Origin of the sequence: Pseudomonas sivasensis, from assembly GCF_021391435.1 — a bacterium.
Lineage (GTDB): Bacteria > Pseudomonadota > Gammaproteobacteria > Pseudomonadales > Pseudomonadaceae > Aquipseudomonas > Aquipseudomonas sivasensis.
In genome coordinates, this window is the sequence record NZ_CP090029.1 from 444,308 (window position 1) to 457,825 (window position 13,518).

General features: G+C 60.8%; 12 protein-coding genes. 3 read left to right on the forward strand and 9 right to left on the reverse strand.

All coding sequences use genetic code 11. From position 1 onward, the window contains the following. Window positions 1-143: 143 nt before the first annotated feature. Window positions 144-1,181 carry an L-glyceraldehyde 3-phosphate reductase gene (mgrA, locus tag LRO94_RS02020; RefSeq protein WP_032884927.1) on the forward strand — a complete coding sequence of 346 codons (1,038 nt, stop codon included), beginning with the start codon at window positions 144-146 and terminating at the stop codon, window positions 1,179-1,181. Between the two features lie 65 nt (window positions 1,182-1,246). On the opposite strand, the gene tauD is transcribed toward mgrA, so the two are convergent. The 7 genes from tauD to LRO94_RS02055 form a co-directional block, all read right to left on the reverse strand. After that, window positions 1,247-2,083 (reverse strand): taurine dioxygenase, encoded by an 837-nt coding sequence (gene tauD, locus LRO94_RS02025; RefSeq protein WP_179179666.1) that lies wholly within the window; start codon window positions 2,081-2,083, stop codon window positions 1,247-1,249. Between the two features lie 11 nt (window positions 2,084-2,094). Continuing rightward, window positions 2,095-2,931 carry a taurine ABC transporter permease TauC gene (tauC, locus tag LRO94_RS02030; RefSeq protein WP_032884931.1) on the reverse strand — a complete coding sequence of 279 codons (837 nt, stop codon included), beginning with the start codon at window positions 2,929-2,931 and terminating at the stop codon, window positions 2,095-2,097. Then, the gene (tauB, locus tag LRO94_RS02035; protein ID WP_095186292.1) at window positions 2,928-3,707 is read right to left on the reverse strand and encodes a taurine ABC transporter ATP-binding subunit; all 780 of its coding nucleotides are present in this window, start codon (window positions 3,705-3,707) and stop codon (window positions 2,928-2,930) included. The genes tauC and tauB overlap by 4 nt, the downstream gene beginning before the upstream one ends. Before the next feature lie 13 nt (window positions 3,708-3,720). Then, window positions 3,721-4,698, reverse strand: a complete 978-nt coding sequence (tauA, locus tag LRO94_RS02040) for a taurine ABC transporter substrate-binding protein (RefSeq protein WP_095186291.1) — start codon at window positions 4,696-4,698, stop codon at window positions 3,721-3,723. Window positions 4,699-4,948: 250 nt separating this feature from the next. After that, on the reverse strand, window positions 4,949-6,532 hold the full coding sequence (gene gshA / locus LRO94_RS02045) for a glutamate--cysteine ligase (RefSeq protein WP_032884935.1): 1,584 nt from the start codon (window positions 6,530-6,532) through the stop codon (window positions 4,949-4,951). 214 nt (window positions 6,533-6,746) lie between these two features. Next, window positions 6,747-7,130, reverse strand: a complete 384-nt coding sequence (locus tag LRO94_RS02050) for a PaaI family thioesterase (protein ID WP_050442803.1) — start codon at window positions 7,128-7,130, stop codon at window positions 6,747-6,749. Continuing rightward, a complete protein-coding gene (locus LRO94_RS02055; RefSeq protein ID WP_095186289.1) occupies window positions 7,130-9,466 on the reverse strand; it encodes a Tex family protein in 2,337 nt (778 codons plus the stop codon). Before LRO94_RS02055 ends, LRO94_RS02050 begins: the two co-directional genes overlap by 1 nt. A 356-nt stretch (window positions 9,467-9,822) precedes the next feature. Between LRO94_RS02055 and ompR the strand changes: the two genes are divergently transcribed. Both ompR and LRO94_RS02065 read left to right on the forward strand, forming a co-directional pair. After that, window positions 9,823-10,563 carry an osmolarity response regulator transcription factor OmpR gene (ompR, locus tag LRO94_RS02060; protein WP_015373500.1) on the forward strand — a complete coding sequence of 247 codons (741 nt, stop codon included), beginning with the start codon at window positions 9,823-9,825 and terminating at the stop codon, window positions 10,561-10,563. A gap of 116 nt (window positions 10,564-10,679) precedes the next feature. Then, window positions 10,680-11,993 carry an ATP-binding protein gene (locus tag LRO94_RS02065; protein ID WP_032884939.1) on the forward strand — a complete coding sequence of 438 codons (1,314 nt, stop codon included), beginning with the start codon at window positions 10,680-10,682 and terminating at the stop codon, window positions 11,991-11,993. 140 nt (window positions 11,994-12,133) lie between these two features. Here the strand turns inward: LRO94_RS02065 and rimK are convergent, their stop codons facing one another. Together rimK and rimB are read right to left on the reverse strand one after the other, a co-directional pair. After that, window positions 12,134-13,039: a 30S ribosomal protein S6--L-glutamate ligase gene (rimK, locus tag LRO94_RS02070; RefSeq protein WP_003171022.1), complete on the reverse strand. Its 906-nt coding sequence runs from the start codon at window positions 13,037-13,039 to the stop codon at window positions 12,134-12,136. After that, window positions 13,036-13,518, reverse strand: a complete 483-nt coding sequence (rimB, locus tag LRO94_RS02075) for a retropepsin-like aspartic endopeptidase RimB (protein ID WP_032884940.1) — start codon at window positions 13,516-13,518, stop codon at window positions 13,036-13,038. Before rimB ends, rimK begins: the two co-directional genes overlap by 4 nt.

Consider the following 13,518-nt stretch of genomic DNA (forward strand, 5'->3'; position numbering starts at 1 on the left):
AGTTTTTTATGAGTCTTATCGTTCCTCTGGCGTAGGACTTTGCTGTACAACGAAAGGGCAGACTTAAGCGATTCAGCTGGTTAAAAGGCCTGGGAATAACCTTATTCCCAGGCCTTATTTGCCCTAGACCCAGAGAGGATTCGATGACGTACATTGCTGCCGAAAACCGCTATGAATCTATTCCGTATCGCCGCGTAGGCCGCAGTGGATTGGTGCTGCCTGCACTGTCCCTGGGGCTGTGGCACAACTTTGGCGACAGCACCCCGATCGACACCCAGCGCGCCCTGTTGCGCACGGCGTTCGACCTGGGTATCAACCACTTCGACCTGGCTAATAACTACGGCCCGCCCTACGGCAGTGCCGAGATCAATTTCGGTCGTTTGCTGCGTGAAGACTTCAAGCAGTACCGCGACGAATTGATTATCTCCAGCAAGGCCGGTTGGGACATGTGGCCCGGCCCTTACGGCCAGGGCGGCGGTTCGCGCAAATACGTGCTGGCCAGCCTGGACCAAAGCCTGCAGCGCCTGGGCGTCGACTATGTGGATATTTTCTACTCCCACCGCTTTGACGCCGACACCCCGCTTGAAGAAACCGCCAGCGCCCTCGCCACCGCCGTGCAACAAGGCAAGGCGTTGTACATAGGCATTTCGTCGTATTCCGGCGTGAAGACTCGCGAAATCGCTGCGCTGCTCAAGGAGTGGAAGGTACCGCTGCTGATCCACCAGCCGGCCTACAACCTGCTCAACCGCTGGGTGGAAAAAGACCTGCTCGACACCACCGAGGAACTCGGCGCCGGCGTGATCGCTTTTACGCCACTGGCTCAGGGTTTGTTGACCGACAAGTACCTCAACGGTGTGCCGGCTGATGCACGGGTCAATCGCCCGGGCGGTGGTTCGTTGCAGGCCAAGCACTTGTCCGACGCCAACATCGCCCATGTGCGTGCGCTGAACGAAATCGCCCAGCGCCGTGGTCAGAGCCTGGCGCAGCTGGCACTGGCGTGGACGTTGCGTGATCCACGGGTCACCAGTGCGCTGATCGGCGCGAGCCGGCCGGAGCAGATTATCGAGAACGTCGGAGCGTTGAAGAACTTGAGCTTCACTGCGGAAGAACTGGCGGAGATTGATCGGTTTGCGCAGGAAGGCGGGATTAACCTGTGGGAAAAGCCATCGACCGCTGAATAGTTTGGTATGACTCGGTCAATGTAGGAGGGGGCAAGCCCCCTCCTACATTTGATGTGCTGTGTGGTTTAGAACGGCACATCCCCAAGAATCGTTGCCCGATGCATCACCCGCCGCTGCGGCCGGTAGTCATCCACCGCGTAATGCTGGGTCACGCGGTTGTCCCAGAAGGCCACGTCGTTCTCCTGCCAGCGCCAGCGGATCGTGAATTCCGGCCGTGTCGCATGGGCAAACAGCAGCTTCAGGATCGCTTCGCTCTCTGCGGGCTCAAGCTCATTGATCCTGGTAGTAAACCCCTCACTGACAAACAGCGACTTACGCCCGCTCACCGGATGCGTGCGCACGACCGGGTGCGACAGCGGCGGGTTCTTCCTACGGGTTTCTTCCCAGCGCAACAGGTCTTCGGCGGTGTTGCCGAAGCGCTCCAGCGGAAAAGACTTGGTGAAATCGTGGGTGGCGGTGAGGCCGTTGAGCAACGCCTTCAACGGCTCGGACAACGCCTCATACGCCGCAATACCACTGGCCCACAACGTGTCGCCACCAAACGCCGGCAGCAGCTTGGCGCTAAGCACCGCGCCGAGCGCCGGGGTGGGCAGGAAGGTCACGTCGGTGTGCCACACGGCGTTGTCGCGTACGTCGGTGACGGCGGTGTCGAGGATCAGCACTTCGGGCTGTTCCGGCACGTTGGGGTAGATCGGGTGGATGTGCAGGTCGCCGAAGTTCGCCGCGAACCGCGCCTGTTGCTGCGGGGTGATCGGCTGGCCACGGAAGAACAGCACCGAGTGGCTGAGTAACGCCTGCTCGATGGCATCGCGGTGTTCGGCGCTCAGCGGCTGGGTAATATCGACGCCACTGATCTGGGCGCCCAAGGCAGTGCTCAATGGGGTAACGGTCAGGCTGCTCATGCGGTTCTCACTCAATGTGCCTGGCCATGCCAAGGCACTAACTTACGCTGCAGGGCACGCAGGCCCATTTCCATGGCGAAGGCGATCAGAGCGATCACCAGGATCCCCAGCACCACCACATCGGTGACCAGGAACTGCGCCGCCGACTGCACCATAAAGCCCAGGCCGCTTGTGGCGGCGATCAGCTCGGCAGCGACCAAGGTCGACCAGCCCACACCCAGTCCGATGCGCACGCCGGTCAGGATGTCAGGCAGGGCGCTTGGCAGGATCACATGGCGAATCAGCTGGGCGCGGGTGGCGCCTAACGACTGCGCGGCGCGCAATTTGGCCGGGTCGACGGTGCGTACGCCGGTCGCGGTGGCGATGGCAATCGGTGCGAAGATCGCGAGGTAAATCAGTAGCACTTTAGACAGCTCACCGATGCCGCACCAAATCACAATCAGCGGCAGGTAGGCCAAAGGTGGAATCGGTCGGTAGAACTCGATCAGCGGGTCGAGAATGCCTCGGGCAATGCGATTGGAACCGATGGCGATGCCCACCGGCACGGCGGTCAGCACAGCGAAGCCCAGGCCCAGGCCGATACGGCTGAGGCTCGCGCCCAGGTGTTGCCACAGAGTGGAGTCCATATAGCCCGTGGTCGCCAGCAACCAGCCTTTTTGCAGCACGGCGGACGGCGGTGGCAGGAACAGCGGTTCGATCAAACCGGTGGCGGTCACCCCCCACCAAATTGCCAGGAGCGCGGCCAGTGTCAGCAGGCTGATCCAGCGTGTGCTTAAGCTGCGGCGCACCGCAATGACCGCGTGCGTCACCGGCTTGGCGGCGGTGGCGGGAAGTTCGTAGCTGCTCATGCGGACACCTGCCGTTGGGAGAACACTTTGCCCAGCACGTGTTCGCGGGTCTCGATAAAGCGCGGGTCGGACTTGATCACCCGCGCCGATTCACCCGCCGCATAGCGTTGGCCGAAGTCCAGGTGCAGGCGTTCCACGATCTGGCCTGGGTTGGGCGCCAGCAGGATCAAATCAGTGGCGAGGAACACGGCTTCTTCGATGTCATGGGTAATCAGGAACACAGGCTTGGCCGTGCGTCGCCAGACTTGCAGCAACAGCTCCTGCATCTGTTCGCGGGTGAAGGCATCGAGGGCGCCGAAGGGTTCGTCCATCAGCAGCACACGCGGGTCTGCCGCCAAGGCGCGCGCGAGGCCGACGCGTTGCTTCTGGCCGCCGGAGAGCTGCCAGATACGGCGGCTGTCGAAACCCGCCAGGTCCACCAGCGCGAGCATTTCCCTGGCACGTACTTCACGTTGGGCCTTGGGTACGCCGGCCAATTCGAGGCCGAAGCCGACATTGGCCAACACATCCTGCCAGGGCAGCAACGCATCGTCCTGGAACACCACGCCACGCTCGGCGCTGGGGCCTTTGACCGGCACGCCATCAAGGGTAATGCGCCCGGCAGAAGGTTCGACAAAACCGGCAATCAGGTTCAACAGCGAGGTCTTGCCACTGCCGGACGGCCCGAGGGCCACCAGCAATTGCTGGGGCCCAAGGTCGAGTGAAATATCCGCCAGTACCGGTTCCGGGGCGCCTGGGTACTGTGCGCTGATGCGCTCCAGTTGTAGCAAGGCCATCGCGATGAACTCCTCAGTTAGTAATGAACTTGGCGCTGACGTAAGGCGCGTAGTCCGGCAGCACGGCGTCGACCTTGCCTTGTTCCTTGAGGAACGCAGCCGTATCGGTTACGGCCTTGGTAGTCGGGGCGCCCAGCAGGGTCACTTGGTCAGCGGCCAGCGGGTAGACGTTGCCTTGCAACAACAGCGGGATATCGCTGGCCTTAGCGCCGGATAGCTTCACCAGCTTGTCGACGTTGCCTTTGTCGGCGAGCCAGGCTTGTGGGTCTTTGCGGTAGGCGGCGTAGGCATCCAGAGTGACTTTGGCGAAGGCCGTGACGATTTCCGGGTGCTTCTCGGCAAAATCCTTACGCACGATCCACGCATCGAACGTTGGCGCGCCGAACTTGGCCAGCTCGCCAGAGGTGATCAGCACTTTGCCGTTTTCCTTGGCCACGCCCAGCGCGGGATCCCACACGTAGGTGGCGTCGATATCACCGCGCTTCCAGGCGGCGATGATCGCCGGTGGCGCGAGGTTGAGGATGGTCACTTTCGACGGGTCGATGTTCCAGTGCTTGAGTGCGGCCAGCAGGCTGTAGTGGCCAGTGGAGACGAAGGGCACGGCGATCTTTTTGCCGATCAGGTCCTGGGGGCTGTTGATCCCCGAACCGTTGCGCGCCACCAGGGCTTCGGCCCCGCCAATCTGGGTGGCGACGAGGAAGGTTTCCACTGGCACTTTGCGGGTGATCGCCGCGGTCAGCGGGCTGGAACCGAGGTAGCCGATCTGCACGTCACCGGAGGCGATGGCGGCAATGATGTCGGCGCCATTGTCGAATTTGCGCCAATCAATTTTGGCGTTGGTGGCTTTTTCATACGCGCCGTCGGCCTGGGCGACTTTGGCCGGATCCACGGTGGTCTGGTAAGCGATAGTCACATCAGCCGCCTGGGCAAACAGGCTGGCACCGGCCAGGGACAACGCCGCCAAGAGGCGCAGGGGGGTTAAAAGTTTCAAGGGGAAGCTCCTCAATCAGGCGGCCGAGGGTCGGCGTGAGAGGAGACTAAATGATCTAAGAATCCGAAAATAAATAACATTTTCGAATTAGCTTATGTGGGGAAAGGTTGAAGCAAGTCTTGAGCTTGATGAGGGCAAATGTGGGAGGGGGCTTGCGCCCGATGGCGGTAGCTCAGCCACTGATGGGTGACTGACGCTCTGCTATCGGGGGCAAGCCCCCTCCCACATTTTGAGCCGGGTCCGGCTTCAGTTAGTTACTGATGGCGAGAATGCTGGCCTGGTACGACCCCACAAACACATCAAAATCGCCCACTTCGTTCTGCTCCAGCTCCGCCTGTTGCGCCAGCGATTTGCGCGCCAGGTCCTCAAAGCGCGCCTGCTCTTCTGCGGGCAACGGCTCTCGGCGGAAATACTCGGCATGCACCTCGCTCTGATGCAGGGAGAACTGCGCGAAACTCTCTTTGCGCTCGGCCATCGCGGCCAGTACCTGCGCCGACGGGGTCAGCGATGGGTCGTTGACCTTAGCAAGCTGGGCGTCCAGCGCCTGGCTGTGCTCGCTGATGCCATGGCTCTGATCGAGCAGGGCGGCCAACGGTGCAATCTTCTCCAACAGCTCGGTGGCCCATTCCTTCATGTCCACCGGCGCGCCGTCGCGCTGCAATTGCAGGCCCGGACGGCGACCTTCCTTGACCACGCTGAGGAAGTTGGCGGTGGCATTGCCGCACGCGTTGTTGGCGAACAACGGGCTGTCGTTCAGCGCGCAGTACAGCAGGAACGCGTCGAGGAAGCGCGACTCGGGCAGGTCGATGCCCATCGGCAAGAACGGGTTGATGTCCAGGCAACGCACTTCGATGTACTGAATGCCGCGTGCCACCAGCGCCTGGATTGGTCGTTCACCGGTGTAGGTCACGCGCTTGGGGCGGATGTTGGAGTAGTACTCGTTTTCGATCTGCAGGATGTTGGTGTTGAGCTGTACCCACTCACCGTCCTTGTGCGTGCCGATTTCGACGTAAGGCGCGTAGGGCGTTGCCACCGCTTCGCGCAGGCTGTCGGTGTAGCTCGCCAAGTCGTTGTAGCACGGCGTCAGGCCGGCCTGGGCGTTGCTCTGGTAACCCAGGTCACTCATGCGCAGGCTAGTGGCGTAGGGCAGGTAGAGGGTGTCGGCGTCGAGCACTTCCAGCTGGTGCGAGCGACCGCGCAGGAAACCCGCGTCCAGGGCCGGTGAGGCACCGAACAGGTACATCAGCAGCCAGCTGTAACGGCGGAAGTTGCGGATCAGCGCGATGTAAGCCGTGGACTGATAGTCGCGGTCGGTGCCGACGAACCCTTCAGTTTCCTTGAGCAACGGCCACAACTGTTCCGGCAGGGAAAAGTTGTAGTGGATGCCGGCGATGCACTGCATGGTCTTGCCGTAACGCAGGGCCAGGCCCTTGCGGTACACGTACTTGAGCTGTCCGATATTGGAGGTGCCGTAGTAGGCAATCGGAATATCTTCCTCGGCCGGCAACGGACACGGCATCGAGGGGCTCCACAGGTATTCGCTGCCCAGCTTGGTGTAGGCAAAGCGGTGGATTTTGTCCAGGCTGCTCAGGGTATCGGCCGGGTTGGGCAGGGCTGGGGTGATGAACTCCAGCAGCGATTCTGAGTAGTCGGTGGTGATCTGTTCGTGGGTCAACGCGGCGCCCAGGGCTTCCGGGTGCGGCGTTTGCGCCAGGCGACCTTCACCCGTGACACGTAGGCACTCACGCTCGATGCCATGCAGGCACTGCTCTAGCAGGGAGAGGTGTTCGCGCTTGCCGAGCAGAGCCAGGCGGCGGTTGAGAAGTTCGCTCAAGTTGGATTCCTTCACGCGTCAGTCGCCCCAATATGGGGGTGGGCAGGACGGTCTACAAGGGTGAAGTTAAAACTGGCGTGATCGCCTGGTTGTGAGTCGATTTGACCCGCGGTAAAAAAGCCTACTTCACTCCATGAGTTGGGCCATAGCGCAGCAGGAAAATTCCGACGCCGTTATCGCAGCGCCGAAATTAACTCAAATCGTGGGTGGTGAGCTATAGGACAGCGAAGGTGCCCTGTGCTTTTGCGACAAGTCGTTCCTCCTGATACACATCGGCTTCGACCACCAGGGTGCGCCGGCCGGCGTGAATCACACGGCTGGTGCACAGCACATCCCCGTCTTCCACGGCGCGGATGTAGTTGATCTTGCACTCGATGGTCGCGCTCTGCTGGTCGAAACCATGGGAACTGGAACAGGCCAGACCCATGGTGATGTCTACCAGGCTGAAAATCGCCCCGCCATGGAGCTTGCCCGCGCGGTTGCGCAGGTGCGGCTCCAGGGTCAGGGCCACCTCGGCAACGCCTTCTTCCAGGCGTTGCAGGCGGCAGCCGATCAGTTCGCTGAAGGCGCTCTGAGTCAAACCGGCCGGGATTTCCATCAACGTTTCTTCAACTGCTTGGCGTTGGCGAACAGCGAGGCCATGGCATTGTTGCTTGGCGCCGCGGTTGCGGTTTCCTTGCGCGGTTGACTGCTTTCGGAGCGGTTCTGAGACTGGCGCGGCGCCGAGCCTGGGCGTGCGCCACGGGCACCGTCGATTTTCTCGCCGGGGGTGTCGCTCATACGCATCGACAGACCAACGCGTTTGCGCGGGATGTCGACTTCCATGACCTTGACCTTGACCACATCACCGGCTTTCACCGCTTCACGTGGGTCTTTAATGAACTTCTCCGAAAGTGCGGAGATATGCACCAAACCATCCTGATGCACGCCGATGTCCACAAACGCGCCAAAGTTGGTCACGTTGGTCACCACACCCTCCAGGATCATGCCCAGCTCCAGGTCCTTGAGGTCTTCGACGCCGTCCTGGAACTCGGCGGTCTTGAACTCAGGACGTGGGTCGCGGCCAGGCTTTTCAAGCTCTTGCAGAATGTCGGTGATGGTCGGTACGCCGAACGTTTCGTCGGTGTACTTCTTCGGGTCCAGGCGCTTGAGGAACGCAGCGTCACCGATCAGCGAACGGATGTCGCGGTCGGTCTCGGCGGCGATGCGTTGCACCAGCGGATACGCTTCCGGGTGAACGGCCGAGGAATCCAGCGGGTTGTCACCGTTCATTACGCGTAGGAAACCGGCGGCTTGCTCGAAGGTTTTCTCGCCCAGTCGAGCGACCTTTTTCAACGCGGCGCGGGTTTTGAACGCGCCGTTTTCGTCTCGGTGAGTGACGATATTCTGCGCCAGCGTGGTGTTCAGGCCGGAGATACGGGCCAACAGCGCGACCGAGGCAGTGTTTACATCCACGCCAACCTTGTTCACGCAGTCTTCCACCACCGCATCCAGGCCACGCGCCAGCTTCAGCTGTGACACGTCGTGCTGGTACTGGCCGACACCGATGGACTTAGGGTCAATCTTCACCAGTTCGGCCAGCGGATCCTGCAGGCGACGGGCGATGGATACCGCGCCACGGATCGACACATCGAGGTCCGGGAATTCCTTGGAAGCCAGTTCCGACGCCGAGTACACCGAAGCGCCCGCCTCGGAGACCATGACCTTGGTCATCTTCATGGCTGGGTATTTTTTGATCAGTTCGGCGGCAAGCTTGTCGGTTTCACGGCTGGCGGTGCCGTTGCCGATGGCGATCAGGTCCACCGAATGCTTGGCGCACAGGGCGGCCAGAATCGCGAGGGTCTGGTCCCACTTGTTATGCGGCACGTGCGGGTACACGGTGGCGTGGTCCAGCAGCTTGCCGGTGGCATCGACCACGGCGACCTTGCAGCCGGTGCGCAGGCCCGGGTCGAGGCCCAGGGTGGCGCGCGGGCCGGCTGGTGCGGCCAGCAGTAGGTCGTGCAGGTTGTGGGCGAAGACGTTGATCGCTTCGGTTTCGGCGCCGTCGCGCAATTCGCCCAGCAGGTCGGTTTCCAGGTGGGTGTAGAGCTTGACCTTCCAGGTCCAGCGCACTACTTCACCGAGCCACTTATCAGCAGGACGATTCTGATTCTGGATGCCGAATTGTTGACCGATCATGCCTTCGCACGGGTGCATGGTGCCCGGCAGCTCGTCGCCGACTTTGAGTGCGGAGCTGAGAATGCCTTCGTTGCGGCCACGGAAAATCGCCAGTGCACGGTGGGACGGCATGCTCTTGAGCGGTTCGTCGTGTTCGAAGTAATCGCGGAATTTGGCGCCTTCTTCCTCTTTGCCGGCGATGACGCGAGCGCTGATGATGGCTTCCTGCTTGAGGTAGGTACGCAGTTTTTCCAGAAGGCTGGCGTTTTCGGCGAAGCGCTCCATGAGGATGTACTTGGCGCCTTCGAGGGCTGCCTTGACATCGGCAACGCCTTTTTCAGCGTTGACGAAGCGCGCGGCTTCGGTGTCCGGGGTCAGCGACGGGTCGTTGAACAGGCCGTCGGCCAGTTCGCCCAGGCCGGCTTCGAGGGCGATCTGGCCCTTGGTGCGGCGCTTTTGTTTGTAGGGCAGGTAAAGGTCTTCGAGGCGGGTTTTGGTGTCGGCGAGCTTGATGTCGCGCTCAAGCTGCGGGGTCAGCTTGCCCTGTTCCTCGATGCTGGCGAGGATGCTGATACGCCGTTCGTCGAGTTCTCGCAGGTAGCGCAGGCGCTCTTCCAGGTGACGCAGTTGGATGTCGTCGAGGCTGCCTGTCACTTCTTTTCGGTAACGGGCGATGAAGGGCACCGTGGAGCCTTCATCCAGTAGAGCGACGGCCGCTTCGACCTGTTGTGGGCGTACACCGAGTTCCTCGGCGATGCGGCTGTTGATGCTGTCCATAAAACCACCTGAAATTCTTAGAAGCAGCTCGCAGGCCCGGAAAACAAGGCCTTGCGCAGCTGGTTGAGCGGCCCGACTGGCGCCGCTGCCTGGGTCAAGAGGCAGCCTATTGACCCTCGAAATCGGAAAAATCGCGACAAGCGGGTAAAAAAGCTTGGCAGTAAAAAGGTAACGATCTGACGTCGCCCTGTATGAGGGCGCCGCATTATAACCAGCGTTTTGTCCTTGAGGGCTACTGCGCGGGTGGTTGTAGGGCGCGGGTTTGCTGGCAGTTGAGGAAAAATCTGCTAACAATGCACACGGTGCGTATAACGACAGCTACGCCATAATGCGCGCCGAGATAAGAGGAGCATCTAATGAGCAGCACTGCACAAACTGCTGAAGGCGAAAAAATTCTCATCGTTGATGACGATCCAGGGCTGAGCAGCCTGCTGGAGCGTTTCTTCAATTCCAAGGGCTACCGTGCCCGCGCGGTGCCGAACACCGAGCAGATGGATCGCCTCCTGGGGCGCGAAGTATTCAACCTGGTCGTACTCGACCTGATGCTGCCCGGCGAAGATGGCCTGACCGCATGCAAACGCCTGCGCGGCGCGAACAATCAGATTCCAATCATCATGCTCACCGCCAAGGGCGATGAGCTGAGCCGCATCAAGGGCCTTGAACTGGGCGCCGATGACTACCTGGCCAAACCCTTCAATCCGGATGAGTTGATGGCGCGGGTCAAAGCCGTATTGCGCCGTCAGGCACCGCCAGTACCGGGCGCGCCAGGCAGCGAAGACGAAAGCGTTACCTTCGGCGACTACGAACTGTCGCTGGCGACCCGCGAACTCAAGCGCGGCGATGAAGTGCACATGCTCACCACCGGCGAATTCGCCGTGCTCAAGGCGCTGGTGATGAACGCTCGCCAGCCGCTGACACGCGACAAACTGATGAACCTGGCTCGTGGTCGTGAATGGGACGCCCTGGAGCGCTCCATCGACGTGCAAATTTCCCGTCTGCGCCGGATGATCGAGCCGGACCCTTCCAAGCCACGGTATATCCAGACTGTCTGGGGCGTGGGTTATGTGTTTGTGCCGGATGGCACCGCAACCAAGTGATCGATGATTTGCAGGGCGGGCATCCTGGCGTTTGACTCCATGAGGGTCGACGGGATGCCCGGCGTCTGCAATTCTGCGAGCGCCGCTCGTTCCTGCAAGGTGTCCAGCTTTCATCTATGAAAACCCCGCTGTGGTTCCCACAAAGTTTCTTCTCCCGCACCCTTTGGCTGGTGCTGATCGTCGTTCTGTTTTCCAAAGCGCTCACGCTGGTTTATCTGCTGATGAACGAAGATGTGCTGGTGGATCGACAGTACAGCCACGGTGTGGCTTTGACGCTGCGCGCCTATTGGGCCGCCGATCCCGAGAACCGCGAGAAGATTGCCAAGGCCGCCACTCTGGTACGCGTGGCGGGTGCAGGTGTGCCGGAAGGCGAGCAACATTGGCCTTATAGCGAGATTTACCAGCGCCAAATGCAGGCCGAACTGGGTGAAGACACCGAAGTACGGCTGCGTATGCATGTGTCTCCTGCATTGTGGGTACGTGCGCCGAGCCTGGGTGAGGACTGGCTGAAAGTGCCGCTGTACCCTCATCCTTTGCGGGGGCAGAAGATCTGGAACGTGCTGGGCTGGTTCTTGGCGATCGGGCTGCTTTCCACAGCATCCGCGTGGATCTTTGTGCGCCAGCTCAACCAACCCCTTAAACGATTGGTGTTTGCCGCCCGGCAATTGGGTCAGGGGCGTAGCGTGCGCCTGCCGGTCAGCGATACACCGAGTGAAATGACCGAGGTATACGGCGCGTTCAACCAGATGGCAGAGGATGTCGAACAGGCCGGGCGCGAACGCGAGTTGATGCTGGCCGGTGTCTCTCACGACCTGCGCACGCCGCTGACACGCTTGCGACTGTCCCTGGAGTTGATGGACAACCATACCGATCTGACCGACGACATGGTCCGCGATATCGAGGATATGGACGCGATTCTCGATCAGTTTCTGGCGTTTATCCGCGATGGCCGCGATGAGGTGGTTGAGGAAGTCGACCTGACGGATTTGGTGCGCGAGGTGGTTGCGCCCTATAACCAGAACGGCGAACAGGTTCGGATGCGCCTTGAGCCGATCCAGCCGTTTGCGTTGCGACGTGTGTCGATGAAGCGCCTGTTGAACAATTTGATTGGCAACGCCTTGCATCACGCCGGTTCTGATGTGGAAGTGGCGGCGTACGTTTCGGGCGACAGCGCCGCACCTTATGTGGTGCTGAGTGTGATGGACCGTGGCACGGGGATCGACCCGGCGGAACTGGAGGGCATCTTCAACCCGTTTACTCGTGGGGACCGTGCACGCGGTGGCAAAGGCACGGGGCTTGGGCTGGCAATCGTGCGACGAATTGCCTCGATGCATGGTGGCAATGTTGAGTTGCGTAATCGCGAAGGCGGCGGCCTTGAGGCGCGGGTGCGTTTACCGTTGGGCTTGATGTTGCCCCGAGACGCGGTCTAACAAACAACGCAGATCAAAATGTGGGAGGGGGCTTGCTCCCGATTGCAGTGGGTCAGCTACCAATAAGCTGGCTGATCCACCGCTATCGGGAGCAAGCCCCCTCCCACATTTGGTTTACGTGTGCCACAGACTGCGTTTTATCAGCCCTTGCCCTTGGTCCTGGTCATATTCGGCCCACCATTCTTCTCTAGATGCTGAATGATGATCCCCGCCACATCTTTGCCAGTGGTGGTTTCGATACCTTCCAGGCCCGGGGATGAATTGACTTCCATCACCAGCGGCCCGTGGTTCGAACGCAGGATATCTACCCCCGCCACGGCCAACCCCATCACCTTGGCCGCCCGCAGCGCGGTCATGCGCTCCTCAGGGGTGATCTTGATCAGGCTGGCACTGCCGCCACGGTGCAGGTTGGAGCGAAACTCTCCAGGTTTGGCCTGGCGCTTCATCGCCGCAATTACCTTGTCGCCCACCACGAAGCAGCGGATATCCGCACCCCCTGCCTCCTTGATGTATTCCTGCACCATGATGTTCTGCTTGAGGCCCATGAATGCCTCGATCACCGACTCCGCCGCGGTTGCGGTTTCACACAGCACTACGCCAATGCCCTGTGTGCCTTCCAGTACCTTGATTACCAGTGGCGCGCCGTTGACCATCTCGATCAGGTCCGGGATGTCATCGGGTGAGTGGGCAAACCCGGTGACCGGCAGGCCGATCCCCCGGCGCGACAGCAGTTGCAGCGAACGTAATTTGTCCCGCGAGCGCGCAATGGCCACGGACTCGTTCAAGGGAAACACCCCCATCATCTCGAATTGGCGCAGCACCGCGCAGCCATAAAACGTCACCGAAGCGCCGATCCGCGGGATTACGGCATCAAAGCCTTCCAGCGGTTTGCCTCGGTAATGGATCTGCGGCTTGTGGCTGGCAATGTTCATATAGGCACGCAACGTGTCGATCACCACCATTTCGTGGCCACGTTCGGTGCCGGCCTCGACCAGGCGGCGGGTGGAATACAGACGCGGGTTTCGCGACAGCACAGCAATCTTCATGCAGCACCTGGGGCAGAAATAGTAGAGACCGGGAACACCGGCTTGTCTTGAACGTACTTGATGCCGGGGTTGACCACCAACTGGCCGTCAATCAGCGCCTTGGAACCCAGCAGCAAGCGGTAACGCATAGCCTTGCGGCAGGCCAGGGTGAACTCCACCCGCCATACCCGATCACCCAACGCCAGGGTGGTGCTGATCACATAGCGCACCTGCGCATGGCCGTTGGAGCTCTTGATGGTTTTCATCGTCACCAGGGGCGCTTCGCAGCGGCGGTGGCGCAGTTGCACAACACTGCCCAGATGTGCGGTGAAGCGCACCCACTTCTCACCGTCGCGCTCAAAGGGTTCGATATCGGTGGCGTGCAGGCTTGAGGTGCTGGCACCTGTGTCGATCTTCGCGCGCAGGCCTGCCACTCCCAAGTCGGGAAGTGCCACCCACTCACGCAGACCCACAACGGTCAAATGGTCAAATGTCTTCAA